Annotated in this window: 24 protein-coding genes and 6 pseudogenes; 15 read left to right on the top strand and 15 right to left on the bottom strand. The window is 66.5% G+C overall.

Annotation, left to right across the window (positions count from 1 at the left end):
* Nucleotides 1–124: 124 nt before the first annotated feature.
* The 6 genes and pseudogenes from ACFQS7_RS25625 to ACFQS7_RS25600 all read right to left on the bottom strand — a co-directional run bounded on the left by ACFQS7_RS25625 (nt 125) and on the right by ACFQS7_RS25600 (nt 3,804).
* The gene (locus ACFQS7_RS25625) at nt 125–400 is read right to left on the bottom strand and encodes a PadR family transcriptional regulator (protein ID WP_380070042.1); all 276 of its coding nucleotides are present in this window, start codon (nt 398–400) and stop codon (nt 125–127) included.
* 340 nt (nt 401–740) lie between these two features.
* The gene (locus ACFQS7_RS25620) at nt 741–1,139 is read right to left on the bottom strand and encodes an HAD-IC family P-type ATPase (protein ID WP_380069985.1); all 399 of its coding nucleotides are present in this window, start codon (nt 1,137–1,139) and stop codon (nt 741–743) included.
* 77 nt (nt 1,140–1,216) lie between these two features.
* Nucleotides 1,217–1,837, bottom strand: coding sequence for a thioredoxin family protein (locus ACFQS7_RS25615; RefSeq protein WP_380069984.1), 621 nt, complete (start codon nt 1,835–1,837; stop codon nt 1,217–1,219).
* 12 nt (nt 1,838–1,849) lie between these two features.
* Nucleotides 1,850–2,701: pseudogene (locus ACFQS7_RS25610) on the bottom strand (permease).
* Nucleotides 2,604–3,410 (bottom strand): beta-ketoacyl synthase N-terminal-like domain-containing protein, encoded by an 807-nt coding sequence (locus tag ACFQS7_RS25605; RefSeq protein ID WP_380070041.1) that lies wholly within the window; start codon nt 3,408–3,410, stop codon nt 2,604–2,606. The pseudogene ACFQS7_RS25610 and the gene ACFQS7_RS25605 overlap by 98 nt, the downstream one beginning before the upstream one ends.
* Nucleotides 3,388–3,804, bottom strand: a complete 417-nt coding sequence (locus tag ACFQS7_RS25600) for an OsmC family protein (RefSeq protein WP_380069983.1) — start codon at nt 3,802–3,804, stop codon at nt 3,388–3,390. The genes ACFQS7_RS25605 and ACFQS7_RS25600 overlap by 23 nt, the downstream gene beginning before the upstream one ends.
* Nucleotides 3,805–3,954: 150 nt before the next feature.
* Between ACFQS7_RS25600 and ACFQS7_RS25595 the strand changes: the two genes are divergently transcribed.
* Nucleotides 3,955–4,251, top strand: coding sequence for an ArsR/SmtB family transcription factor (locus tag ACFQS7_RS25595; RefSeq protein ID WP_380069982.1), 297 nt, complete (start codon nt 3,955–3,957; stop codon nt 4,249–4,251).
* A gap of 95 nt (nt 4,252–4,346) precedes the next feature.
* Nucleotides 4,347–4,864, top strand: a pseudogene (locus ACFQS7_RS25590) (arsenical-resistance protein); the annotation flags it as partial.
* An 18-nt stretch (nt 4,865–4,882) separates the two neighbouring features.
* Here the strand turns inward: ACFQS7_RS25590 and ACFQS7_RS25585 are convergent.
* Nucleotides 4,883–5,080, bottom strand: a pseudogene (locus ACFQS7_RS25585) (transposase); the annotation flags it as partial.
* A gap of 35 nt (nt 5,081–5,115) precedes the next feature.
* Between ACFQS7_RS25585 and ACFQS7_RS25580 the strand changes: the two are divergent.
* The 4 genes and pseudogenes from ACFQS7_RS25580 to tnpC all read left to right on the top strand — a co-directional run.
* A pseudogene (locus ACFQS7_RS25580) lies at nt 5,116–5,385 on the top strand (sulfurtransferase); the annotation flags it as partial.
* Between the two features lie 407 nt (nt 5,386–5,792).
* Nucleotides 5,793–6,215, top strand: a complete 423-nt coding sequence (gene tnpA, locus ACFQS7_RS25575; RefSeq protein ID WP_380069981.1) for an IS66-like element accessory protein TnpA — start codon at nt 5,793–5,795, stop codon at nt 6,213–6,215.
* Complete coding sequence (tnpB, locus tag ACFQS7_RS25570; RefSeq protein WP_380069980.1) at nt 6,212–6,520, top strand: IS66 family insertion sequence element accessory protein TnpB; 309 nt, start codon at nt 6,212–6,214, stop codon at nt 6,518–6,520. Before tnpA ends, tnpB begins: the two co-directional genes overlap by 4 nt.
* A 60-nt stretch (nt 6,521–6,580) precedes the next feature.
* Nucleotides 6,581–8,206 (top strand): annotated as a pseudogene (tnpC, locus tag ACFQS7_RS25565) (IS66 family transposase).
* A gap of 279 nt (nt 8,207–8,485) precedes the next feature.
* Here the strand turns inward: tnpC and ACFQS7_RS25560 are convergent.
* A complete protein-coding gene (locus tag ACFQS7_RS25560) occupies nt 8,486–8,686 on the bottom strand; it encodes a winged helix-turn-helix domain-containing protein (protein WP_380070040.1) in 201 nt (66 codons plus the stop codon).
* A 136-nt stretch (nt 8,687–8,822) separates the two neighbouring features.
* A pseudogene (locus ACFQS7_RS25555) lies at nt 8,823–9,002 on the bottom strand (helix-turn-helix domain-containing protein); the annotation flags it as partial.
* Between the two features lie 727 nt (nt 9,003–9,729).
* Here ACFQS7_RS25555 and ACFQS7_RS25550 point away from each other — a divergent pair.
* Both ACFQS7_RS25550 and ACFQS7_RS25545 read left to right on the top strand, forming a co-directional pair.
* Complete coding sequence (locus ACFQS7_RS25550) at nt 9,730–9,963, top strand: hypothetical protein (RefSeq protein ID WP_380069979.1); 234 nt, start codon at nt 9,730–9,732, stop codon at nt 9,961–9,963.
* Between the two features lie 23 nt (nt 9,964–9,986).
* Nucleotides 9,987–11,360, top strand: coding sequence for a mechanosensitive ion channel family protein (locus ACFQS7_RS25545; protein ID WP_380069978.1), 1,374 nt, complete (start codon nt 9,987–9,989; stop codon nt 11,358–11,360).
* Nucleotides 11,361–11,694: 334 nt separating this feature from the next.
* On the opposite strand, the gene ACFQS7_RS25540 is transcribed toward ACFQS7_RS25545, so the two are convergent.
* The 4 genes from ACFQS7_RS25540 to ACFQS7_RS25525 form a co-directional block, all read right to left on the bottom strand.
* The gene (locus ACFQS7_RS25540; protein ID WP_380069977.1) at nt 11,695–12,882 is read right to left on the bottom strand and encodes an OmpA family protein; all 1,188 of its coding nucleotides are present in this window, start codon (nt 12,880–12,882) and stop codon (nt 11,695–11,697) included.
* A gap of 144 nt (nt 12,883–13,026) precedes the next feature.
* On the bottom strand, nt 13,027–13,791 hold the full coding sequence (locus tag ACFQS7_RS25535; RefSeq protein ID WP_380069976.1) for a hypothetical protein: 765 nt from the start codon (nt 13,789–13,791) through the stop codon (nt 13,027–13,029).
* Nucleotides 13,792–14,179: 388 nt separating this feature from the next.
* Nucleotides 14,180–14,659 (bottom strand): hypothetical protein, encoded by a 480-nt coding sequence (locus ACFQS7_RS25530; RefSeq protein ID WP_380069975.1) that lies wholly within the window; start codon nt 14,657–14,659, stop codon nt 14,180–14,182.
* 80 nt (nt 14,660–14,739) lie between these two features.
* Complete coding sequence (locus ACFQS7_RS25525; RefSeq protein WP_380069974.1) at nt 14,740–15,354, bottom strand: hypothetical protein; 615 nt, start codon at nt 15,352–15,354, stop codon at nt 14,740–14,742.
* 489 nt (nt 15,355–15,843) lie between these two features.
* Between ACFQS7_RS25525 and ACFQS7_RS25520 the strand changes: the two genes are divergently transcribed.
* Entirely contained in the window at nt 15,844–16,908 is a 1,065-nt protein-coding gene (locus ACFQS7_RS25520; protein ID WP_380069973.1) for a helix-turn-helix domain-containing protein, read from the top strand.
* On the opposite strand, the gene ACFQS7_RS25515 is transcribed toward ACFQS7_RS25520, so the two are convergent.
* Both ACFQS7_RS25515 and ACFQS7_RS25510 read right to left on the bottom strand, forming a co-directional pair.
* Nucleotides 16,821–17,723, bottom strand: coding sequence for a helix-turn-helix domain-containing protein (locus tag ACFQS7_RS25515; protein ID WP_380069972.1), 903 nt, complete (start codon nt 17,721–17,723; stop codon nt 16,821–16,823). The two genes, ACFQS7_RS25520 and ACFQS7_RS25515, sit on opposite strands and share 88 nt — an antisense overlap.
* 120 nt (nt 17,724–17,843) lie before the next feature.
* Complete coding sequence (locus ACFQS7_RS25510; protein WP_380069971.1) at nt 17,844–18,302, bottom strand: ion channel; 459 nt, start codon at nt 18,300–18,302, stop codon at nt 17,844–17,846.
* 509 nt (nt 18,303–18,811) lie between these two features.
* Between ACFQS7_RS25510 and ACFQS7_RS25505 the strand changes: the two genes are divergently transcribed.
* The 6 genes from ACFQS7_RS25505 (at nt 18,812) to ACFQS7_RS25480 (ending at nt 23,378) form a co-directional block, all read left to right on the top strand.
* Nucleotides 18,812–19,093, top strand: a complete 282-nt coding sequence (locus ACFQS7_RS25505; protein WP_380069970.1) for a copper resistance protein CopC — start codon at nt 18,812–18,814, stop codon at nt 19,091–19,093.
* Between the two features lie 18 nt (nt 19,094–19,111).
* Nucleotides 19,112–19,867, top strand: a complete 756-nt coding sequence (locus tag ACFQS7_RS25500) for a hypothetical protein (RefSeq protein ID WP_380069969.1) — start codon at nt 19,112–19,114, stop codon at nt 19,865–19,867.
* A 376-nt stretch (nt 19,868–20,243) separates the two neighbouring features.
* Entirely contained in the window at nt 20,244–21,776 is a 1,533-nt protein-coding gene (locus ACFQS7_RS25495) for an arylsulfatase (protein WP_380069968.1), read from the top strand.
* 39 nt (nt 21,777–21,815) lie between these two features.
* Complete coding sequence (locus ACFQS7_RS25490) at nt 21,816–22,493, top strand: hypothetical protein (protein WP_380069967.1); 678 nt, start codon at nt 21,816–21,818, stop codon at nt 22,491–22,493.
* 78 nt (nt 22,494–22,571) lie between these two features.
* Nucleotides 22,572–22,967: a hypothetical protein gene (locus tag ACFQS7_RS25485; RefSeq protein WP_380069966.1), complete on the top strand. Its 396-nt coding sequence runs from the start codon at nt 22,572–22,574 to the stop codon at nt 22,965–22,967.
* An 84-nt stretch (nt 22,968–23,051) separates the two neighbouring features.
* Nucleotides 23,052–23,378: a hypothetical protein gene (locus tag ACFQS7_RS25480; protein ID WP_380069965.1), complete on the top strand. Its 327-nt coding sequence runs from the start codon at nt 23,052–23,054 to the stop codon at nt 23,376–23,378.
* Nucleotides 23,379–23,587: the final 209 nt, after the last annotated feature.

The following is a 23,587-nucleotide window of genomic DNA, read 5'->3' as shown; positions in this document are numbered from 1 at the left end:
TCCGGCTTGGTGCATGGGTCGATGGTCGCGCCACACAGGCCCGTAGTGGCGGCCCAAGCGACCTGATCTCGAATACTGTTGTGCGGAGCCTTGCGGGCGCCACGCAGGGCGCCGTCGGCAGAGCCTAATCCGTGCTTGTCTGCTGCGGCGCGACCTCGACACGCAGCTCGCGCAGGCGCTCCATGGCCACGGCAAGGCCTTCCCGGCCACGGTCCGTGATGCGGTAGAGGCGGCGAATGGTCCGGCCGTGTTGCTCCCGGCGCGAGACCAGGTAGCCACGCTGCTGCATCGCCTCGAGCATGGGGTAGAGAGTGCCTGCGCTCAGGCGGTAGCTGTGCCGTGCGAGTTCTTCGATCATCCAGAGGCCATAGACCTCGTGCTCGGCGGCATGATGCAACACGTGCAAGCGTACGAAGCCGGCCAGCAGGTCCCTGTGTTCCAGGGTCGATTCGTAGCACGTGGCTGCGGGCTTCCGATCCTGGGAGGAGCGAACTCCCTTAACAGAATCGGATACTGATATCGAAATCCGATTGCGTCTAGTGCCCGGGTTTCCGCGCGACATTGGTGCACCTCACCGCAGGAGAAAGGGCATACGATCCACTATAGGAGCCAGTGGTCCAGCTATAGTTGAGACGCCCTGCACGGCCGCCACGTCGAGCCAGGCGGTCCACCGCAAGACGGGTGGTCGTCGAGATACTGCCCGATAGCGCAAAGAACTCACACATGGCGATCCTACGACATCAAGTCTCGGTTGGGCCGTGGTAGGTCAGGAGCCGCAGTGCGTTCGCCACGACCAATAGGGTGGATCCTTCGTGGAACAGCAATACCGCGCCAAGCTGCAGACCGAACAACGTCGCTGGCATCAGCACCGCCACCATGCCCAGGCTGATCCACAGGTTCTGCCAGATGATCCGGTTCGTGCTGCGGCTCAGCCCGATCACGAAGGGCAGCCGTGTCAGGTCATTGCCCATCAGGGCAACGTCTGCGGTCTCCAGCGCCACGTCGGATCCTGTGGCGCCCATGGCGATGCCCACCGTCGCATGTGCAATGGCCGGCGCATCGTTCACGCCGTCCCCTACCATTGCCACTTCCTGTTCCACTCGGAAGCGCTGGATGGCGGCGACCTTGTCCTCAGGCATCAGGTCACCTCAGGCCTCGTCCAGCCCTACCTGCTGCGCCACCGCTTCGGCAACGCGGCAGTCGTCGTCCGACATCATCACCATGCGGGAAATGCCGACAGCATGTTGGTGACGGTGCGGGCGCGACGTTCATCCTGCAGGCCTTCCATTTTCCACAGGACATGGCCGAAGCGGTGTGTCAGCTCTGCGCCGGCGCTCTGGGGGATTTCCCGAGCGCGCGCCAGGCTCGCCACGCCGGGATCGTAGTGGATGTACAGCTGGGCGGGATGCTCGGCTGAGGCGGAAACGACATGGGCCTCGCCAGTCCCATCACGGTCGTTCAGGTCGTTGATCAGGCGCCAGACGCAGGCATCGGCTTCGCCGGGCGCGTCAGGCAGGAGGATGCCGAGGTCGAGCCTGAGACGCTTCGCTTGGCTGATGGTCATCGGCGAGCGGCCGTCGAGTGCCGCGCCGCCGCCCTTGCCACGCTGTGATCCAGCGCACGACATCCTCGGCCTTCGGCAGGCCGCCGGCGTGGCCACCTTGCCATCCACCACCAGCCCGAGTGTCGAGGCGATGCCGTAGCAGGCGATCTGGACGTAGTCGGTTACCTTCTCGACGGTGACCTCGACGCCAGCCTTCGTGGCAGCATCCTTCACCATCTGCACCGACGCATCGCAGCGCTTGCAGCCCGGGCCGAGTACCTTGACGTTTTTCATGGTCGTATTGCTTCAGGCGAAAAGCAGGTTAAACAGGAAGCCCACGGCAAGGATGCCGCTCGCCACCACGCCGACGAAAGCGGCGATCAGCTTTACCGAAAATACCTTGCGCAGGATGATCATTTCCGACAGCGACAGCGCGATCACCGACATCATGAAGGCCAGCACGGTACCGAGGGCTGCACCCCTGCCCAGCAGGCCCTCGACCATGGGGATGATGCCCGCGGCATTTGAATACATCGGCACGCCGACCAGCACGGCGGCCGGCACTGACCACCAGGCGTCCTTGCCCATGATTGAGGCCAGCATTTCCTCCGGCGCATAGCCATGGATGAGCGCGCCCACGGCAATGCCGGCGATGATTCAGTACAATAGGCGGCCTACAATCTCCTTCACCGAGTCCAGGCCAGCGCAGATGCGGTCGGGCCAGGTGACGGTGGCCTCCGGTAAATCCACGTCGCCCGCGTGGATCTTTAACACCCAGGGCTCCAGCCAGCCTTCCAGCTTGAGCTTGCTAATGACCCAGCTAGCGGTGATGGCGATGCTGAGGCCGAAGACGAGGTAGGTCAGCGCAACCTTCCAACCGAACAGCACGAAGAGCAGGCCAAGCGCCACTTCATTCACCATCGGCGCGGCGATCGGGAAGGAGAAGGCGACACCCAGCGGCACACCGGCGGACATGAAGCTGATGAACAGCGGCACCGCGGAGCAGGAGCAGAAGGGCGCGACGATGCCCAGCGAGGCCGCCATGGCATTGCCTAACTCCTCACGCCGCCCGGCCAGCAGGGCGCGCGTGCGCTCGAGCGAGAAAGAGGAGCGAACCACGTCTATGGCGAATATTAAGAGCGTCAGCAGCAGCAGCACCTTCGGCGTGTGATACGGAAAGAAGGTGATCGACTGGCCGAGATGGCTCGCCGGATCGACCGGCAGCAGTGACACCGCCCACTCGGAAAACGGGATCGACTGGCTGTCCTGCCGCTTGGGCGGCGGAGAACCGCGTCTGCGATCGCAGCGCCCAGGCATTCTGATCGGCGCTGGACATCTGCGGCCTGGCGACCAAGTCCTCGGTGTGCCAGCCGGAGTGCTCACCGGAAAAGGCATCGTTGAGCCCGTCCAGCAGCATGCTGTCCAGCACGTGCTCGTCACCCATGCGCATGCCCCAACGCCCGTTCGGCAGCAGGTAGGGCATACGGTCCATGTTCTCCATGCCGCCGGCGATTATCACATCGGCCTCGCCGAGGCGGATCTCCTGCGCGGCCGAGGCGATGGCGTGGGCGCCGGAGCCGCAGACGCGGTTGACCGTCAAAGCGGGCCCGGACACCGGCACACCGCCACCGATCGCGGCCTGGCGGGCCGGGTTCATCTTGTTGCCAGTCTGGATGACGTTGCCCATTACGACGCCATCTACCCGGGCGGGGTCACGCCCCACGCGCTCCACTGGTGCGCGGATCACGACCGCGCCAAGGCCCACGGCAAGCATGTCCATCAGCGTGCCGTTGAAGGTGCCCAGCGCGGTGCGCACCGGGGTGCAGAGAACGATTTGGTGGAGGTCAGTTCGCCGCTGTGGTTGCACGCCCCAGCGCACCGTTCAGCAGCACGGCGCGGGCGGTGGTCTTGGAAATCGTCCCTTCCTTGCGGACGTTCTGGTGCAGCGGCTCGAGCCGCCGGTCGGTCTCATCGGTGTCCACCAAGATCTTATAGTCGATGCGCGTCATGCGCGGTGGGCTGTCCTGGCGCTCGCCCGTGACCTGAATGGTCACGCTACGCAGCGAGAAGCCGAGCATCGGCGTGACGCGCTCGATGCCCTTCATCATGCAGGCCGCAACTGAAGCGAGCAGGAACTCGGCGGGATTGAACGCATCGATCCGACCAGCCGGATCGGTATTGGTCAGGAGCTCCGCGGACTTACAGGTCATGCGCGTGCCGTGGCCGTCCAGCCGCGTCGTGGACATCATGTAAGTCTGCATGGGCCACGCTCCCCGCTCGAGCAGCAGCGTACCAGCTGTCCGTCCCTGCTCGCCTTGAGGCGGATCAACTCCGGAGCGCTTGCCGCAGCCCTGTCCTGCATCGCTGCCCCATTTGTATCGTCACTCGACGATTGACGAAGAGATATCGGCATGAGCCGTCGCACTGCCCCTGGTCCAACCACGACGGATGAGGCGTTGGCCGCCCTTGCCAAGGCACTGGCACACCCTGCCCGGGTCCGGGTACTGCGTCTGCTCGCGCGGGACGATGGATGCATTGGGTGCGACATCGTGGCCGACCTGGAACTCGTTCAGTCGACCGTCTCCGAGCGTCTGCGCATTCTGAAAGCCGCGGGGTTGATTGAGGGCGAGGTGGACGGCCCCCGTGTCTGCTACCGCGTGAGCCGCGAGGGCCTAGTGCGGTTCAAGGCGCTCGCCGCCGCGCTCTGACCATAGGAACTCCCCACATGCCTGCTGAAGCCGCGTAACCAGCGCGTCGCCTATCCTTCCTCGACCGATGGCTGACGCTTTGGATTATCCTCGAAATGGGGCTGGGGGGGCGATTGGGAGCCTGGTGCCGGGAGCACTGGCAGCGCTGGACGCGCTCTCGGTCGGCGGCACGAATTTGCCGATTGCGATCGGCCTCATCTTGATGATGTATCCGTCGCTGGCGCGGGTGCGATACGTGGCGCTACCCCAGGTTTTTGCTGACCGGAAGGTGCTGCTGCTGTCGCTGGTGCAGAACTGGCTGATCGGCCCGGTGATGAAGTTCGACCTCGCGGTGCTGTTCCTGCCGGACCGGCTGGAATACATGACCAGGCTGATCCTGATAGGCCTTGCGCTGCATCGCCATGGTCATCGTGTGGAACCAACTGGCACGCGGCGACAACCAGTATGGGGCGGGGCTCGTCGCCTTCAATGCGTGTTCCAGCTGCTGTTCTTCGGGCTCTACGCTTGGTTCTTCCTGACTGTCCTACCACCGCTCATCGGCCTGGAGGGCCAGGCGGTGGCAGTCTCCCTCGGCACCATCGCCGGCGCCGTGCTGCTCTATCTCGGCGTGCCCTAAGAGTGTCCGACACAACCGTCTGATCTGCTTCAGGCAGATGATGCTGGCGGCGAGGGTGTTGAAGGCGAGGTGGATGTCCTCGCGTCGTTCGCAGCGGATGGTGAGGCGCCGGAAGCGGGCCAACCAGGCGAGCGTCCGCTCGACCTTCCAGCGGTGCCGCCCAAGTCTCCTGCTGCCCTCGACGCCCGTGCAGGACCGCAGGTCTTCGACACGCGGACCGCGGCAGAACATACGGGTGCCGATCTTCGCAAAACACGCGTAGCGGCAGACTGCCTGGCGTGGCCAATCTGCCGCACGCCGATCTGTCGGGCGCGGACAACCGGCTGCTGCCGGCCGAGACGCTGCGCAAGAAACTGGCGGCTGCGGGGATCCGCCCGGGCGAGCGTGTGGTGACGCATTGCGACGGCGGCGGGCGGGCCTCACTGGCGGCGCTCCGCGCGGGGTATGCGGACATCGGCGCTTATTATCTCAGCTTCTTGGACTGGGCATCGGACGAGAGTTGCCCCATCGAACGGTGAATCGGGAAATGTGATCGCGTATTGCGGCTGCAGCACTGCGGCGTGGGGTCGATCACGCCTATGGAACAAGCCGCTTCGCCACTCACACTGATAACAAGCTGATTATGGACTGACCTGTCGAGCCCAATTGAAATTGGTCGGGGACTTGATGCGGCCGGTCTCCTCGATGAGTTGGTTTCAGGCTTCGCAGCAGGCACCGACGATAGAGCGCGTGCCGCCGAACAGCCGGCTCAACAGGTAGCGGTCCTGCAGGTACTACCAAACCTTCTCGATGGCGTTCAGCTTGGGCGAGTAGGGTGGCAAGTGGACCAAGCTGATGTTCGTAAGCGGCCGTTCGGGGCCCTCCTTCCTTCAAGGGCCGTGAGTGTGCTGGTTCGGTCTGGAGCAGGGAGCTTCCGGACGACGTTATGGATAGCGTTAGCGACGACGCGAAGGGTGGCGGATATCGCCGGGTCGAGGTTCTGACGGGGCTTGGCCGGCGGCGGAGTTGGTCGGACGACGAGAAGGCGCGGATCGTCGCCGAGACGGCGGAGCCCGGCGCGAAGGTGACCGAGGTTGCCCGCCGCTGGCAGGTGAGCCCGCAGCAGGTCTTCGACTGGCGCCGGCAAGCACGCCGGGCCCTGGTGAGCCCCGCCACGACGGCGAAGCCGAGCTTCGTGCCGGTGGTGGCCGAACTGCCGGCTCCGGCGCCTAAAGCGATGGCCGCATCGGTGCGCCAGCCATCCTCGATCGAGGTGAAGCTGGCTGGCGTGGTGCTGCGCGTCGCGCCCGGTACCGACGAGGCCCTGCTGACGACGGTGCTGCGCGCGGTCCGGGCCTCGGCGGCGTGATCGCGCTGCCGTCCGGCGTGCGTATGCTGCTGGCGACCAAGCCGGTGGACTTTCGCCGCGGCGCGCACGCTCCGGCTGCGCTGGCGGCTGCCGAGCTGGGCACCGACCCATTCTCGGGCGTGGTGCTGGTGTTCCGCTCGAAGCGATCCGACCGGGTGAAGATCCTGACTTGGGATGACAGCGGCCTGGTGCTGGTCTGGAAGCAGTTGGAAGGCGGCGCGTTTCGCTGGCCACCGGTGACGGACGGCGTCATGCGTCTGAGCGCGGTCGAGTTCGCCGCGCTGTTCTCCGGGATCGATTGGTGACGCGTCCAGGCGACGCGAGAGATTCCCAAACCGAGCGCACCTGCGTAGAGTTACCGAGCGATGCGCGACGCCGATGCCGATACGCCGACACTGCCGGAGGAACCCGCAGCACTGCGAGCGCTGCTGCTCGAGGCGCTGGAAAAGGTCGACGCGCTGGCATCCCGATGCGACGGCGTGACCGCCGAGCGCGATGCACTGGTCGAGCAAAACGAGCGTCTCCGCCACCTGCTGCTGAAGCTGCAGCGCCGACAGTTCGGGCGGAAGTCGGAGCGGCTGACGGACGAGCAGCTGCAGCTGGCCTTCGAGGAGATCGAGGCGACGCTGGCCGGGAACGCTGCAGAGGTGGCCAAGCGGTCGCCGGCAATTCGCGAGCAGCAGAGGCAGCGCCGCCGTGCTGGCCGCGGCCGCCTGCTCGCGCATCTGCCGGAGATCGAGTAGGTGCTGGCGCCGGAGGCGACAGCCGCCCCTGCTGCCAGGGTCCGCTGGTTGAGATCGGCAGCGACACTGCCAGGCGGCTGGACGTGATCCCCGCCCAGTTCCGGGTTCTCGTGACCAGGCGGCCGAAGCTGGCCTGTCGGGCCTGCCCCGGTGTCGTGTTGCAGGCGCCCGCGCCCGCCCGCCTGGTCGAGGGCGGCATGCCGACCGACGCGACGGTCGCCCACATCGTGGTGTCGCGCTACGCGGATCACCTCCCGCTGTATCGCCAGGCGCAGATCTTGGCGCGCCAGGGGATCGGGATCAGCCGCGCGGTCCTCGCCGACTGGCTCGGCACGGCAACCCGCAAGATCGCGCCCGTGGTGCGGCGCCTGCACGAGATCATGCAGGCCTCGCCGAGGCTGTTCGCCGACGAGACCGCCATGCCGGTGCTCGACCCAGGCCGCGGCCAGACGAAGAAGGGCTACGCCTGGGCGATCGCCCGCGATAACCGGCCCTTGGGGCGGCACCGACCCGCCCGCGGTGGTGTTCCACTACGCGCCGGGCCGTGGCGCCGAGCACCCGAAGGCGTTGCTGGTGGACTACCAGGGCATCCTGCAATGCGACGGCTATGCCGCGTACAAGGCGCTGGCCGCGGCCGAAAACGGCATCACGCTGGCGTTCTGCTGGTCGCATGTGCGCAGGGAGTTCATCGAGCTGGCCAGGGGTAAGACCGCCCCGATCGCCACGGAGACCCTGCAGCGCATAGCCGCGCTCTACGCCATCGAGGCCGAGGTACGCGGCAAGCTGCCGAAGATCCGCCACGCCGCCCGCCAGGCGAAGAGCAAGCCGCTGGCCGAGGCGCTGTTCGCCTGGCTTGAGGAAAAGCTCACGCGCCTGCCGGGCGCCAGCCCGACCGCCAAGGCGCCTCACTATCCGCTGAACCACGGCGAGGGGGTCTGCCAGTTCCTCGACGATGGCAGGATCGAGCTCGACACGAACACGGTCGAGCGCGCCCTCCGGCCCGTGTGCCTGAGCAGAAAGAATGCCCTGTTTGCATCCGGCGATGATGGCGGGGCCCGCTGGTGCGCGGCAGCGTCGCTGGTCGAGACATGCAAGCTCAACGGCGTCGATCCGCAGCGCTACTTCACCGACCTGCTCACCCGTCTGGTCAATGGCTGGCCCAATGATCGCATCGACGAGTTGATGCCCTGGTGCTGGGCCGGCCCGGAGACGCCGCTAACTTCAGCCGAAGGCACCAAGGGCCTGTAGACGTCGCTTACTGATGTTCGGCGGCACACGCAATTCGTCGGCGATGTGCCAGCCGGCGTTGTCGATCAGCATCACCGCATGGGTGGCAGCTGCGCGGCGACCTTCTCGAGCAGCAGGGTCATTGCCTTGGTCGAGACATGGTCAGCACGATCGCCGCGCCGGTGTCACGCGCCGGGCAGACCGCGCCGAGGATGTAGGCCGAGCGGTAGCGTTAGTCCTTCACCATTCCCGGTCGCATGCCACGCTGGAACCAGCGGCGGACCATCCGCCCCTTCTGGCTTACGCGGTTGGACGTATACGTCCAACCATCTTGGAACCAAACCTCGATCCGCTTGGCCTCGGGGTGGTCGGCCGCGACCTGCGCGAGGGCTTGCGCGAAGCCCCCTTTTTGAACCGCTCTTGGGCGGCATGGTCGGATTTGGCCTGGCGCGGCCGCGGCGTTTGCCAGGACAGGTCGAGGCTGCGCATCGGCTTGCTCATCCCAGCCTCGCTGCAGGCCACGCCGAAGCGCTCCCGCACGATCTGGCAGAGGTCGATCAGCCGCTAGGTCGACACGCCGTCCCACCTCGGGATCCGGCCCTTGCAGCACGATCGCCTTCAGCGTCGCCTGCTGGCCCTCTGTCAGTCGGCAGGGACGGCCGTCGTCCCAATGGTCCGACAAACCGGAAGGCCCGCCCCGATTGTAGCGGATCACCCAGTCCCGCAGCATCTGCCGGTCCATCTCGGCCACGCGCGCCGCGGCCTCACGGCTCAGGCCCTCAAGGGCCGCCGCGATCGCCAGCAGGCGCCGTGCCATCCGCCGATCGCGCTCCGCCTTCGCCAGCCGCCGCAACTCGCCAGGCGACAGGTCTTCCCGGACCAGCAATGCCGGCATGGTCCATCCCCAGATGCCATGCCAGCCGATGAATCACGCCCGACCGCGTCGGCTCAAGCCCCAGGAGGCTAACCTTCAGCCGCTTGGTATAATACGTCAATACGAACTGCATTGAATAATCGAGCCGTGCGCTCAATTCGGAGCCCCGATTGCGAATAGAGGCAGAATATACGATGTACAGCACTCAAACGGACAGCCTTTTTTAGTGACAAAGGAAACGTCTTCTATCACGGAACTGTGCATCCTGCAAACCTACTTTCTCGACACTTTGCTCGACAAAGCGCTCTGCTTGCCCATAAATCCGTGCGACGCTCAAGCCTCCGCCCGCCTCCGCTACTCGGACACGCTTGTCGGCCATGGCGAAAGCCGGACACAGGTCCTGAGCCCGGTCCGCAACGTTGGCCATATCGGCGGCGGCGCCAAGTCAGGTCCCGGAGCCGCCGTGGCTGGCCCCGGCAGCGTGAGGGGCACGACGACGAAACACGGTGGGCCAGTCAACCGCGCCGGCTGCGTCGGGTAGCATGCGCACGCATCCCGCTACGCCGCAGGCGTGCGGCGGCTTCGCGGCCCAGGCCATCGCATCCAGGTCCAATGGCCGCCGGGTGGGGTCAACCGCCGCCTGGTCCGCTGGCTGTGCGCACTGCTCCTGGTGCTCGGCACCCTCCTGTCCGGCGTGTCGTCCGGCGCAACCGGCCTGCTTCCCGAACTTGACGCCTCCAACCCGGCGGCCACGCTCCGCTCCTTCGCCACCGACACGCAGCGGATTGAGGCCTTCTACGAAACTTATCGGGCGGTGCCGACCACCACGACGCAGTTCGCCATGGCGGTAGCGTTCGTACGCATCGGCGACACCTGTTCGACCTCCGCGAGATCCCGCCGGTAACCAGGGTAAAGACGGGTGCCGCGATGGTCGGGTACCTTGCCGATATTCTGAGTAGGCTGCCAGAGATTTCCGTAGGATCGGTTCCGGGCAGCGCGGGCGGGCCCAGCACCGACCTGCCGGCACGCTGGACGATCCCCGGCACCGAGATCCGCATGGTCCGGCTGGCAGACGGGCCGCGCGCGGGCGATTACGTCTTCTCCGCCGAGACGGTCGCGCGGCTGCCGCTGTTCCATGCTCAGGCTGAGGGGATGCCCAGGCTACGGCAGAGCCCGCTCGGCGAATGGACCACGGCGCAGCAACGCTTCGTTGGACCCTGGCTGGCGCGGCTGCGCTTAGAGACGCTCCCGGCGGCGGCCTGGGTGCCGCTGCTCGGCACGTCCGCGTGGAAGCTCCTTGCCATGGTCATCCTGGGCCTGATGATCCTTGCCTCCGTCCTGCGCTGGTCCCAGTTCGTGCGCCGCCGGGCGGCCACGACTTCCTCTTGGCGCAGGCATGCCGTGCTGCTGACCGTGCCAGGACTGCTCGCCGCGCTCGTCATGCTCGGCCATGGCTTCATCGTCTGGCAGCTGGTCCCGGCCCAACTGGTCGCGAGCGCCGAGACCATCGTCGCCACGATTGTGCTGTATCTTGCAGCGGCCTGGGCGGCGATGCGCGCCTGCTGGCTGGCGGCGGAAGCAATCATCGCCTCGCCGATGTTCCCTGATGGGACCTACGACGCCCATCCGGTGCGAATCGTGGCGCGGGTCGGGTCGCTGCTCTCGGCGGGCGCCATCCTCATCTACTGCGCGAACGACATCGGCGTGCCGGCGCTCGGGTTGCTTGCCGCTGTCAGCGTCGGCGGCATCGCATTGGCGCTTGCCGCGCAGTCCACGGTGGAGAACCTGCTTGGCGGCATCTCCATCCTCGCCGATCGTCCCTTCCGGGTTGGGGACCAGGTCCGCTACGGCGCGAACAGCGGCACGGTGGAGACGGTCGGACCGCGCTCGACCCGCATCCGCGGCGCGGACGGTACCTTGACGACGGTGCCGAACGCCGATCTCGCGAAGACGCAGGTCGTCAACGTCTCGGCGTGGCCAAGCAGCCTTTTCCAGCACCGCATAAGCCTGCCCGACCACAGTCCTCCTGCTCAGGTCGGGACGCTGCTGAGGGAGCTACACCGGCGCATCGCGGCCCATCTGCTCGTGGAAGTCGGCCCGGGATTGCCGCGGGTGCGAGTGGTCGGCCTCAGCGCCAGCAGCCTGGCCGTCGATGTCGAGGTGCATGCCCGCATCATGACCACGGCGACCGCGGCGTTCCTCGAGGTGCAGGAGGCGCTCATTCTGGAGATCCTCCGATGCGCTGAGGCCTCGGGCATCGATCTGACGGGGACCGCAGCGGCGGACCGCATGCAGGCGTGAGACCTGCCGCGGGACCTGCCAAGCCTAATGCGCCGCCGTCGTCCCGGGCAGCCCAGCCAATGGGCATGCACAGGCCAGTAACAGGCACGGGCTGTCGCGCGAAGCTGCGGCTGCTTGCGCCAGGGGATGGCGCGGAGCGGCTCCACACGCCACGCCATCCGTTTCCTCGGGATCCCCCCTCCATCCTACACGGCGTCAGAGGCCGCGCTACCCGGACGACCCGCAACGCAGCCTTCCCAAGACTGCTCATGTCGCTTCCGCGATCTCTGGTCCGCCTCCCCGGCCCGGAGCGGTCGGGGCCGGTGGATAGGCTCGCCCGCTGCGCTGCGCAGCCCTATTTAAGGATGATCTCGACGCGGCGGTTCTGCGGCTCGCGCACGCCGTCGGCCGTCGGCACCAGTGGCCGGCTCTCACCGTAGGCGCTGATGGCAATCTCGCTCCGGCTGATGCCGCGGGCGACCAACTCTGCCGCCACTGCATCGGCGCGGCGCTGCGACAGGCGCTGGTTGTAGGCGGGCGAACCAGAGCGGTCGGCATGGCCGGCCACCTCGACGCGTGTGGTCTGCACGCGACCGGCATTGGTCGCAGCCTCAGCGATGATCTCCCGCGCGCGAGCGGTCAGGTCGGCCCGGTCCCAGTCGAAGAAGACGAGATAGGTCCTTGCCGGGGCGGGGGCGACGGCCGGCGCGACCACGACCGGCGGCGGCGGCGGCACGCGGCCGAAATTGTAGCGCAGGCCGATGGTGAGCGCGTAGTTGAAATTGTCGGCCTTCACGTCCCCCGCGGCAATCTGCCGCGCCGGCGTGATCTGGCTGACGCTGGTGCTGAACTTGTTCACCGGCGTGCCGAAGAAGCGGAAATCCGTGGTCACCGCGAGCCCGGGCACGCCATCGATCGGGAAGGCCGCGCCGACCATCGCCTGGTAGGCAAAGTTGGCCTGCGTGTCGCCATCGGTGTTAATCGACAGGTTAGCCGGGATCGATCGGCTCTGAGTGGAACTCCACTTCGTCCAGGCCACGCCGATGCCAGCGCCTATATAGGGCACGACCCAGGGAGCCCCAGGAATCTCGAAGTCGTACAGCAGGTTGAACATCAGCCCGATGGATTGCTGTTCGCCGCCGAGGTTGGCGGTGCCGCCTTGCGCGCCAAGCTGGCCGAAGCCGGTGATCTTGTTGATGTCGTTCCAGCGGTAGTTGAATTCGCCTTCGGCGCGCAACCCGTTGCCAAAGCCCCAGCCGAGACTGCCAAAGGTGGCGATGCCGGTATCGAACAAGGCCTTGCCGCCGGGTGCTGCGAAGCCCCGCTGGCGCAGCGCTGCGGTGACCGAGCCGGACTGCTTGAGGTCGGTTTCCTGGACCCAGTTCGGGCCGACGCCGGCGCCGATGTAGAGGCCGGTGACAGGCATGGCGTTCCAGCCTGTTTGCGCCTCGGCCGGCGCTGCCACCAGGGTGCTGGTCGACAGCGCGGTCGCCGCGAGAAGCGCGCGGTGCAGGCCCTTCGAGCTGGGATGAATCTGGGACATGGCTTGGTTGTCTCCTGCTACGAGGTTGGCTGGGGGAGGGCCGCCATTTGCCGGCTGTCTCCTCCCGCGGATGACACACCCTGGCGAGCCGTCAGATCGAGCCGGCGCGAAGTTGGAGGCGCGGGAAGGCGCTGCGCATCTTGGTTAGAACCTGAAGGTCGCGGCGATGAAGGGACCGTTGAACCCAAGGTCGAAGCGAACATCGTTGCGCTTCTTGTCGAAGGTCAGATAGCGCCAGCCGGCGCGCAGGACGGTCGTCGGCGTCAGGCTGTAGTCGACCGAGCCCATCGCCTGCCAAGTGAGGACGGAGCCGGCATTGAAGCCGCCGATATCGCCATAGACCGACAAGCCAAAGCGGTCGGTGAGGTCGAGATGATACCGCGCCGCCAGCAACGGGTCCGACCAGGTCACGCTGTCCTTCTGGATCACCCCGGGCAGCCTGCACGGATTGAGCGAGAGCTTGGTGTCGGCATTCCAGATCCGCACGCCGGCGCCGACATCGAGGCTCTGGTCTAGCAAATCAAGCACGCGGAACAGGCCGAGCAGCGAGCCGATGGTGGTGTTCACCCGGGCGTGCCCGCCCTGGAAGGCGACGTCGCGGGTGTTCAGTCCCTGTTCGAGCCCGAGATAGAGGACGTCGCCGACTACGCCGAAGCGGCCATAGCGCGCCTCCGCCATCCCCATGATCGGAATGGTCGAAAGATCGCCAACGATGCTGTCGAAATCCGCGTTGAAGCTGCGGCCGGGGAAGCGGTCGAGCGGCGTCTGCACCTTGCCGCTGAGCCCGGCGAACCAGCCATAGGGCGTTACAGAGAAGGCCCAGGCCGGCGGCGGCCCGGATTGCGCCGCCGCGCCGCGTGCTGCAACCCCCAGCAGGACGATCAAGGTACACAGCCGAAGCATCCGCATGGCACAACATCCTCGCTGATCGATGGGACAAGAGCGCCGCCGTCAGCGGGACTGAAGATACACAGCCGAAAGCATCTGGGTTGCGCAGACGCTATCCAAAATTCGCAAGCTGCTACTTGCCACCGACATGTCGGTCCGGTGCGTCCGGCAGGCTTCAGGCAATATCCGCGGGCAGCGTGCCTATGCACGTGGCATGAGGTGACGCGGTAATCTGGCCGCGCGCCGCGGGGCGGCGAAGAATGCATCGCGACCGCGAGCCTGCGCGGTTATCGACCGCAGGACATAACCCTGCAGCAGTTGATGAAATCGGCCGCCGGCATGACAGCGCTATCGGCTTCAGCGCGCAGCGCACCCCGCGGCGGCCATCCCTTCCGCTGTTGCGGCTGCGCTATCGCAGGGAGATGACGACGGCATCGCCGCCCAGGCTGAGCATCAAGCCGTCCCGCTTGGCTTTCAGCCGCATGATCACACCAGCCTCGTTCTGCAACCAGAGATCGCCGGCGCTGGTCGTGCCGAGGGCGATTCCGTAGCGGGCCTGCGCATAGGCGCCAGGGAATTCGGTCAGGTTGCGAAGGTTGTAGACTTCGCCATAGGCATCGATGGTCGAGGCGCCGATCCCGCCAAACCCGGCACCGCCCACGTTGAAGGGGTGGCGCCGGCCGCGGTAGGTCAGCACACCTTCGCCGCCGCTGCCGCTGACGAGGTAGGCCGCCTGCACCTCGCGCATCTCGATCGTGCCATCGGGCGTCTTGCCGGCGACCGCATCCGGCCCGAGCCGCACATTCCTCTGGCAGCCCCCGGCCAACACCTGCATGCCAAGCGGTAAGGCAATGGCCAGCAACCGACGTCGGCGCGGCGGCTCGTTCATGGCTTCAACTCTCCTGATATCATGCCACGGATCGAGGTCTGCGCCGAGGCAGGAGCCGCATCAACGCAGGCCGTGGCGCGTCAGAACCAGCTCGATTTCGCCTTCTCGATTGACACGGCGAAGGCGTCGCTGACCACCGCCGTGATGGTATCGCCAACCTTCACCTGCGACAGCAGGGCGATGCGCGACGGGTCGGTCACGTGAATGGTGTAGACGCCACCACCGCCCGGGGTCACCAAATCGACCGAATTCGACGCCATGTGCAGGCCGACGACGGTACCGCTGACACGGGTAAGCGCGACGCCGACGCCGCCGGGTGCGGAGGCGTTCTGCTCGACCGCGACGGCCGCGGCATTCGGCGCTACGCTCATCGTCTTCGAAAGCTCGAACGCCACCGAGCGGAAAAACTGCACGTCGACCGTATCGCCAGTCTGCAGCATCTCGAGCCGCACCAGCGGTCCCGCAGTCACGGTGACCGAACGTCCGGATGCGCCGCGCAGCGTGACCTTGCGAGTCTGCGTGTTGATGGCGGTGATCTTGGCTTGCAGCGTTTCGGCCATCGGTTCCGGGATGCTCGCCAAGGCCGGATTGGCCTGTGCCGCCGCCGGCATGGACACCACTGACGGGAGGGTCGCACCCGCCGTCACCAAGGCCGCAGCCATGGCGAAGCTCTTCAAGACATGCATCCGTGTCATGCGTCGTCTCCTGGTTCCCGCCTTGGAATCCGCACGGCGTTGGCTGAGTGACATGCGGTCAAGCGATCGGGGTGCCTGACCGTGTGACCAATGGCCCAAGGTTTACGTGGCGGCGCTGCACGGCGCATCCCGCATCACTGTCCGAATTCGGCAAATCTGCGCCGGGCGCTTAATTACGTCCCGCCAACCACCCGTCCATTGTCGAGATTCCAGACCTAGACTTAAGAAACTTGGATTGCATCGCATGTCGCAAAGGCACCGCCGCGGCGCAATCCTGCGTTGGTTCCGGTCGCATGGTCACGCGTAGGCTGGCTCGAAATGTATATCCGCAAGCTGGAATAACTTTCACGCGATGCCGCGCCGAAATTCGCGCTGAAGGCTGGCGCCTTGATACCTAATAGTACGAAACGATGCGTCGCTGCCTATCCAGCAAACCATATTTGCTACGCCGTCAATGAAATGGCGATTGGAGGGGCCCTTATGCAATCAATGGAGGAAGAAAAGCAGGGGTTGATCCTGTCTCGACACTTCACGAATGCCGAGGAATTCGCACGCACGATCCGCGATAGCAACGTGGAGTACGTGCCGCTCGAGGCCGGTCGCTATGAGTCGCGCATCATGATCCTGCAGCACGGCTCGATCCTGCTGCAGCGCGCGGCGGACCAAGCGCATGTCACCCGCGGCACCATCGACCGGCACCGCGCGGCACTTCTTCTGCCGGTCCTGCAGCGTGCCCCCCCTGTCGTCAACGGCCGGCCGACCGAACCGCAGGATGTGATCATCTTCAGGCCCGGCAGCGAGTTGCACGCTCTCGCGCCGGCAGCGGTCGAATGGGGATCCCTGTCGATGCCGCTGCAGGAGGCAGATTGGCTGCTGGAACTTGGAGGGAAGCCTTGTATGGGAAGCCATGCCGATCCGATGCGACTGCTGCCGCCGGAAATCGCGGCATCGATCCGTCAGACCTTCTCGACTGCCACCGATCCTGCATGGAACGCGAGCGGCGGGTCCGAATTTCCGGCAGCCGACACTGGTCTCCGGCGTGGGCTGCATGAGCTTGTCATCGAAGCCTTCTCGAAGGCCGAGCAACTCTCGCTGCCCGGCCGTGCCACCCGGGACGCCATCCGTCTCGTCGGCACCGTGGAGGAGTACCTGCACGCCGCCGTGGCACGACCAATCTATACCGATGCCCTATGCTTGGCGCTCGCGGTGTCGCCCCGCAAGCTCCATCACGCCTTCGTCGCGGTCTGCGGCCTCAGCCCGCATGTCTACCTCAAGCGCCGACGCCTGTTGATGGTCCGCCAGGCGCTCCTCGCCTCCTGCCCGAAGGCATCGCTTGTGAAGTCGGTCGCCCTTGCGCATGGCTTTTGGCACCTCGGCAACTTCGCCCACGATTACCGCGAGCAGTTCGGCGAATCGCCTTCAGAGACCCTGGCGTTTGCCGGCGCCGCAACGGTGCTCTCCACCGGTCAGTCGCCGCCTGACGGACCCGGGCGCGCTGCGTTGCGCGACCGGTTCCGGCATTCGGCCGGCGTCTCCCCAAACAGGGCCCGATAGGCGCGCTCGAGCCGCCGCAAACTCCAGAAGCCGTGAGTCGCTGCCGTCCGCTCGACCGTCTCTCCATCGCTATCGGCCGCGCGCAGCGCCGCGCGTACCAGGAGCAGCCGGCGGACCATGAGATAGCGTGTTGCGCTGATCCCCAGGATGGTCAGGAACGCCGCTCGTAGCTGCGTCTCCGCAACGCCGAGCCCCATCGAAACCTGCACGGGATCGAGCCCCTGAGTGGAATGGGCGACCAAGTAATCGTCGACGGCGCGCACTATCCGTCGCAGTGACGGCATGGCGGCCCCCGGCGGCCGGTACCGCGCCTCCTTGAGCCGGTCACCGAGAAGATCGCGGCCGGCATCGAGCACCGACGCGCGGAGCGAGCGTCGCGCCTCCTCAACCTCAAACACGTCGGGATCCTGTGCCATGACCTCGGCCGCATCCTGCATCAACGCGGCGGCACGCATCCAGGCGCCCGGCTTGGCCCGCCACCAAGCTGCGGCGCCGGCATGGCGCATCGGCCAGAAGCGTGGCGGCGAGAAAGCCGGCCCGATCTCAGCCGCCGGTAGCGCGATCAGCCCCCAGCTCGCATCACTGCGGTTCGCCAGCTCGAACTCGGCGCCGTCGCCGAAGGCCGCGATGCCACAAGGTGCCGCGCCCCGGCCGCGCAGGAGCAAGGACTCCGCCCCGTCGAGCGGCAGCAGAAGCCAGGCCGTGGCGGGCGGCACCGCCCCTATGACCCCCAGTGGCGTGCTGCGGCCCAGCTGCAGCGTCAGCCCGGACAGGTCCAGGTCGCGGGTCTGCAGCAGGAAGGGGTAGCGCCGCAACGGCGTGGCCCGCCAGGGCCGCCATGCGGCGGCCTCGGGATATCGTCCACATCGGTGACGGCGGTAATGCGTACGCTCATGCGGGCACAGAGGTCGTCGCCAGGAAGCGCCCAGGTGTCTTCATTCACCTCGGTCTGCCTGTTGTGCCTGGACTCGGCCGGCTAGGGAAACCAGCAGCGCGGTCGACCAGCCGAACAGCAGCATGCCGATCCCCGCCTCAAGCGCGCCCAGCACCCGATGGCTCCGGGAGAGTTCGAGGTCCGCCGCGCCGACGGTAGTGAAGCTCGCCAACGAGAAGTAGGCCGCATCCTGGATGTGTTGGAACTCGCCGAGCGCAAGATACAGCAGAGTCCACAGCGCGACCTGCACCAGATGCCCGCTGATGAGCACGAAGACCGTCGCCAGGCTTAGGATCCGGAGCGAGCGGAGGGTGCGCCGGCCTGCCAATCCTCCGTCGGCCACGGCCGGGGCGCGCGCCGCCAGGATCCGCAGCAGCACGGCCTGCACGTTCACCTGCACCAGCACCGTGCCGACGATGACAGTGAGCGCGCCCACCCAGTTCTCGAGGACCGGGTTCATCGGGGCGTTTCACGGCATCGGAGCGGCGGCCCGGCGATCTCGGGTCGCAGCATGGCATCGGTCATGGGCATCTCGCATGGCGACGGCGCATGTCGCAGGCGGTGCTCACTTCCGCCGCATTGGCGCTTGCTCGCCACCGGCATGCTGGACTGGCCTCGGCGCCCAGGCACGCCGATTGCATGTCCATTTCCTGCCGATCATCATGATGGACGACGCCCGCTCAGCCCGCCGCGCGACGCAACGCGAATTTTGGATAATGCATTCGCGTGTGCGCGGCCCCGTCTGGGTCATAGTCTTGCCTTAACGCAGTGGTCCGCCTTGCAGACCGGATAGGGTGGGACAGCTTTGGACATGACGCATTGGGCATGACGCAGGATCGATCCGCGCGCAGGCCAGGAGAGACTGGCAGGCTGCGGCGCCAGATAACGGCATGCGGCGTCATGGCATTGGCGCTGCTCCACGCCGGCCATGCCGCCTTCGGCCAAGCCGCCCCGGGGCCCAGCTAGGTCGTGGAAGCGCAACCGCCGGCCCGCGGGCTCGAGGACCGTCATCCGGCACAATATTTTATTCGCTTCACGGCGCCCGTGGACCACTACCGGTCCCGACTCGTAATCGCGCAGGGCGGTAAGGTGGTGCATGTACTGCAGCCCCGGCTGGACGCCGCGCCAACGCTGCTGTTCGGCTTCGCTCCCGGCCTCGAGCCCGGCGCCTACGAGCTGCGTTGGATCGTGACGTCGCTGCCGGATGGCGCGGTCACGGAAGGCTCTTTTCCGTTCACCGTGCGGCCCTGATCCGGTTTGGGGGCTGCCATGGAGCCGATCACTATCGCCCTGCTCATCTGCCTTGGAAGCCTGGCGGCGGCCCTGCTGGGCGCGGCGCTGCAACTGCCGCGTGAGCATCTCGACGAGGCGTCGCAGAACGTCGTGAAAAGCGTGATGGGCCTGGTCGCCACGCTGACGGCCCTGGTGCTTGGGCTGCTGGTCGCCTCGGCGCAGAGCACCTATCAAGGGATGGTCAACCAGATGAACGACCTAGCGGCCAATTTGGCCGAGCTGGACCGCTCGCTGGAACTCTACGGGCCGGAGACTGCGCCGGCCCGCACGCTGTTCCAGCACGCCGTACGTGCCGAGATCGACCGCGTATGGCCGAATGGTGAAGCGCGCCGGGAGGATTTGGAGCGCGGCGCCGATCGCGGGCAGTCCATCGCGTTCGTTTCGATAATCTACCAGATTCCTGTGCGGAACGAAGGCCAACGGTTCCAGCAGCAGCGGATCCTGCAACTTGTGGCCAGCTTCGCGCGGCTCCGCACGCTGATCATCGATGGCACCGAGAGCGACTTGCCCGCCCCCTTCATGGTTGTCCTGGTGTTCTGGCTCGCGGTGCTGTTCTTCGGGTTCGGTCTGTTCGCCCGGATCAACGGCACAGTAGTCGTCGCGCTCACCGTCGGGGCGCTGTCGGTCGCCGGCGCGATATACTTGGTGCTCGAGATGAACCGGCCCTTCGACGGCCTGATGCGGGTATCCGAGGCGCCGCTGCGGGAGGCGCTGGGCCAGATGGGGAAATGATGCCGCGCTGCCGAGACGCGATCGGCAAAAAATGGATCGCGAAGCGACCGGACATCCGGCGACGCGCCGCATAGCTTCCAATCAGGGATGACCTGCGCCCGGTGCCAGACCGCGCTGTGCCTCGGGACCGCGAGTCGCACTGGGATGGAGGATGCCGGCATGCGGCACAGACTGAGATTGCTCGGTAGCGTGGCGGTTGCTTGGTCGGCCTGCATGTTTGCAACGGGGGCTCCGCAGGCGCAACAACTCCGCGGCACGCCCGGCTCGCGGGCGCGGTAGAATTCGCGGACGGCCGGCACTTGCCCCTGCCGACGCCGTCCTTCACCAGGCAGGTCGCGCCCAACGCGACCGACAGCCAGCCTGGCCGCCGCAGACCATGCCGCCCGAGGGCGCGCCGAACGTGCTGCTGATCCTGACCGACGATGTCGGCTTCGCCGCGCCCTCGACCTTCGGCGGCGTCATCCCGACGCCGGCGCTGGACCGCATTGCCGAGGCCGGGCTGCGCTTCACAAGCTTCCACACCACCGCGTTCTGCTCGCCAACGCGCGCGGCGTTGTTGACCGGCCGCAACCACCACGAGGTCGGCTTTGGCAATGTGGCCGAATTGTCCACCGGCTTCCCCGGCTACAATTCGATTATCACGCCCGAGGTGGCGACGGTCGCCGCAGTGCAGCAGCAGAACGGCTACGGCGCCGCTTGGTTCGGCAAGAACCACAACGCGCCGCCCTGGGAAGCCAGCGCCGCCGGCCCCTTCAACAACTGGCCTACCGGGCTCGGCTTCGACTATTTCTACGGCTTCGTCGGTGGCGACACCAGCCAATGGCAACCCGGCAACCTGTTCCGCAACACCACGCCGATCCATCCCTATGAAGGCCGGCCTGGCTGGAGTCTGACCACCGCGATGGCAGACGACGCCATCGGCCACATCCGCACCGAGATCGTGCCGACGCGGCCCTGGTTCGTCCATTACGCGCCGGGCGGGACCCACGCGCCGCACCACCCGACGCGCGACTGGGTAGATCGCATCGAGGGCATGAAGCTGTTCGACGACGGCTGGGAGGCTCTGCGGGGCCGCATCTTCGAGAACCAGAAGCGGCTTGGCGTCATCCCAGCGAGTTTGCAGCTCACCCCCTGGCCCGGCGTGCTGCAGCGCTGGGACAGCCTCCCGACCGAGGAGAAGCGGCTCTATATCCGCCAGGCCAATGTCTATGCCGCGTATCTGGCTCAGACCAACCACGAAATCGGCCGCGTCATCGCCGAGGTCGAACGGCTCGGCCAGTTCGACAACACGCTGATGATCTATATCAGCGGCGACAACGGCAGCAGCGCCGAGGGCTCGCCCAGCGGCACGCCGAACGAAGTGATGTACTTCAACGGCGTCGCCCTGACGGCCGCCGAGCAGATGCGCTGGTATGACGCCTCGGGCTCCGACCAGACCTACAACCACATGGCGGTGGGCTGGACCTGGGCCTTCAGCACGCCGTTCCAGTGGACCAAGCAGGTTGCCTCCCACTCTGGTGGCACCCGCAACGGCATGGCGATGGCCTGGCTGAAGCGCATCACCGACCGGGGCGGCATCCGCACGCAGTTCCACCATGTCGTCGACATCGTGCCGACCATTCTGGACGTCGCCGGCATCCCGGCGCCACAGGCGGTCAATGGCGTCGTCCAGCGGCCGATGGCCGGCACCAGCATGGCCTATACCTTCCCGTGGGAGGACGTGAACGCGCCCTCTACCCGGCGCACCCAGTATTTCGAGATCCTCGGTAACCGCGCCCTCTATCATGACGGTTGGATCGCCAGCACCACGCCGCCCGCGCCGCCCTGGGAAGGCATGGCGCCGCGGCCGGCCGACGCGATGAACGGCTATGCATGGGAGCTCTACAATCTCGCCGAGGACCCCACGTAATTCTGCAACGTAGCGGCGCAGAACCCGGATCGCCTGCGCATGCTGCGGAAGCTTTTCACTATAGAGGCCACCCGCAACCAGGTCTTCCCGCTGAAAAACTCGATCACCGCGATGATCGCCCCGCGGCCCGGTCCTGCGGCGGGCCGCGCCCAGTTCGTCTGTACCGGTCCGTCCTGCCGCACCCAAGCCAATGCGGCGCCGGGCATCCTCAACCGGTCATACCGAATCTTGGCGGAGATCGTGGTGCCGCAGAGCGGCGCGAACGGCATGCTGGTGACCCAGGGCGGCCGCTTTGCCGGCTGGGGCCTTTACCTAAAGGAAGGCAAGCTGGTTTTCCGAATGAACCTGCTAAACCTGGAGCGGGTGCGGTGGGAGGCGCCCGACGCACTGCCGCCGCGCAAGCACAAGGTGGTCGTCGACTTCACCATTGACCGCGCGGGCACGATTCCATTCGGCCATGGCGGCACTGGTATGCTCCTCGTCGACGACCGCGAGGTGGCCCGCAACAGCATGAAGCGTAGCACGCCCTTCAGCTTCGCCTGGGACAAGACCTTCGACGTTGGCCACGACACCGGCACGCCGGTAGACGACAAGGACTATCAAGTGCCCTTCGCCTTCACCGGCACGCTGGGGAAGCTGACTGTAGATCTCGGCGAGGGCACGGTGACGCCGGAGGCGGTGAATGCCTTTCTCGCAGGCGCCGCCAAGCGGGACTAGGTGCTTTCCGTTGTCGCACGCGGATGGTGTGCGACACGACCTTGCCTGCGAATTGTTTCGTATCCACAGGAGAGTGACATGCGGAAGCTCATCGTGGCCATGCTGGCCGGCATGATGCTGACTGCACCCCTGGCCCAAGCCAAGCGGCCGGTGCGCGTGGCCGAACACCTGACCATGACCGACCACCTGAAGGAATGGACCGCGGCCGCCGGCCAGGACAACTTCGTCCAGAATCCGCCCAACGCAACGCTCTCGGTGTATGAGCCGGGGAAAAAAGAAAACAGCCTCGTCGTGGTCAAGATCAGCGATCCGGTGGTCGAGGGGTGCGACATCGTCTACCGCTACCGAGTGATCGCGGGAGGCATGCCGAAGGCTGACGGTGCCGCCACGCTCTTCATCGACTGGATCGGCCCTGGCGGCGGCGTGGGTGCGGGCTTCCACGGCGTCGGTGGCCGGTGCGTCGGGTGGCGCTAGGGATGGCAATCGATCGGCGGGGCAGGCGCGGCGTGGGTGAGGACGGCAGGCGGTAGTCCCGGCGCCCGTGCCGGCCTTACTGCCATGGTAGCCGCCGTTCTGCTTGCCTGCAGCAGCCTGGTGCTCGCCGCCGTGCTCGACCGCTCCCCGGTACCGCCCGCACTGGAAATGCAGCGCGACGGCCATGTCGGCGCCGCGGCCTGCGCCGGCTGCCATCAGGCGCAGCACCTCGCATGGCTGGGCTCGCACCATCGGCACGGCATGGCGGTGGCCGACAACGCCAGCGTGCAGGCGCCCTTCGCCAGTGAGACGGCGACCCATTCCGGTCGGGAGAGCCAGTTTTTCGCCGCGACGGCCGTTTCCTGGTGCTGGCGGAGGGCCCGGATGGCAGGCCGGCGGAATTCGTGGTGAAGCACACCATCGGCGTCGCGCCACTGCAGCAGTACCTCGTGCCCTTTCCCAGCGGCCGTCTGCAGCCGCCGCCCTGGGCCTGGGACACGCGCCCCACCGAGGTAGGCGGGCAGCGCTGGTTCCACTTCTACCCAGACGAGGACATTGCCCACACCGACCCGCTGCACTGGACCGGCCGCATGCAGACCTGGAACCTGCAATGCGAGGCC

The organism is Dankookia sp. GCM10030260, from assembly GCF_042666655.1.
Lineage (GTDB): Bacteria > Pseudomonadota > Alphaproteobacteria > Acetobacterales > Acetobacteraceae > Paracraurococcus.
Note: the sequence above shows the minus strand (reverse complement) of the source record. Positions and strands in the feature narration are given on the sequence as shown.

Coding starts and splice junctions, on each gene's coding strand:
- ACFQS7_RS25540 (WP_380069977.1), bottom strand. CDS start 12,882: ATGTCCCAGATTCATCCCAGCTCGAAGGGCCTGCACCGCGCGCTTCTC.
- ACFQS7_RS25520 (WP_380069973.1), top strand. CDS start 15,844: ATGGAGGAAGAAAAGCAGGGGTTGATCCTGTCTCGACACTTCACGAAT.
- ACFQS7_RS25615 (WP_380069984.1), bottom strand. CDS start 1,837: ATGAAAAACGTCAAGGTACTCGGCCCGGGCTGCAAGCGCTGCGATGCG.
- ACFQS7_RS25620 (WP_380069985.1), bottom strand. CDS start 1,139: ATGCCTGAGGACAAGGTCGCCGCCATCCAGCGCTTCCGAGTGGAACAG.
- ACFQS7_RS25510 (WP_380069971.1), bottom strand. CDS start 18,302: ATGAACCCGGTCCTCGAGAACTGGGTGGGCGCGCTCACTGTCATCGTC.
- ACFQS7_RS25500 (WP_380069969.1), top strand. CDS start 19,112: ATGGAGCCGATCACTATCGCCCTGCTCATCTGCCTTGGAAGCCTGGCG.
- ACFQS7_RS25490 (WP_380069967.1), top strand. CDS start 21,816: ATGCTGCGGAAGCTTTTCACTATAGAGGCCACCCGCAACCAGGTCTTC.
- ACFQS7_RS25600 (WP_380069983.1), bottom strand. CDS start 3,804: ATGCAGACTTACATGATGTCCACGACGCGGCTGGACGGCCACGGCACG.
- ACFQS7_RS25545 (WP_380069978.1), top strand. CDS start 9,987: ATGGTCGGGTACCTTGCCGATATTCTGAGTAGGCTGCCAGAGATTTCC.
- ACFQS7_RS25560 (WP_380070040.1), bottom strand. CDS start 8,686: ATGAGCAAGCCGATGCGCAGCCTCGACCTGTCCTGGCAAACGCCGCGG.
- ACFQS7_RS25595 (WP_380069982.1), top strand. CDS start 3,955: ATGAGCCGTCGCACTGCCCCTGGTCCAACCACGACGGATGAGGCGTTG.
- tnpA (WP_380069981.1), top strand. CDS start 5,793: ATGGATAGCGTTAGCGACGACGCGAAGGGTGGCGGATATCGCCGGGTC.
- ACFQS7_RS25530 (WP_380069975.1), bottom strand. CDS start 14,659: ATGAACGAGCCGCCGCGCCGACGTCGGTTGCTGGCCATTGCCTTACCG.
- ACFQS7_RS25535 (WP_380069976.1), bottom strand. CDS start 13,791: ATGCGGATGCTTCGGCTGTGTACCTTGATCGTCCTGCTGGGGGTTGCA.
- ACFQS7_RS25525 (WP_380069974.1), bottom strand. CDS start 15,354: ATGACACGGATGCATGTCTTGAAGAGCTTCGCCATGGCTGCGGCCTTG.
- ACFQS7_RS25480 (WP_380069965.1), top strand. CDS start 23,052: ATGGTAGCCGCCGTTCTGCTTGCCTGCAGCAGCCTGGTGCTCGCCGCC.
- ACFQS7_RS25485 (WP_380069966.1), top strand. CDS start 22,572: ATGCGGAAGCTCATCGTGGCCATGCTGGCCGGCATGATGCTGACTGCA.
- ACFQS7_RS25495 (WP_380069968.1), top strand. CDS start 20,244: ATGCCGCCCGAGGGCGCGCCGAACGTGCTGCTGATCCTGACCGACGAT.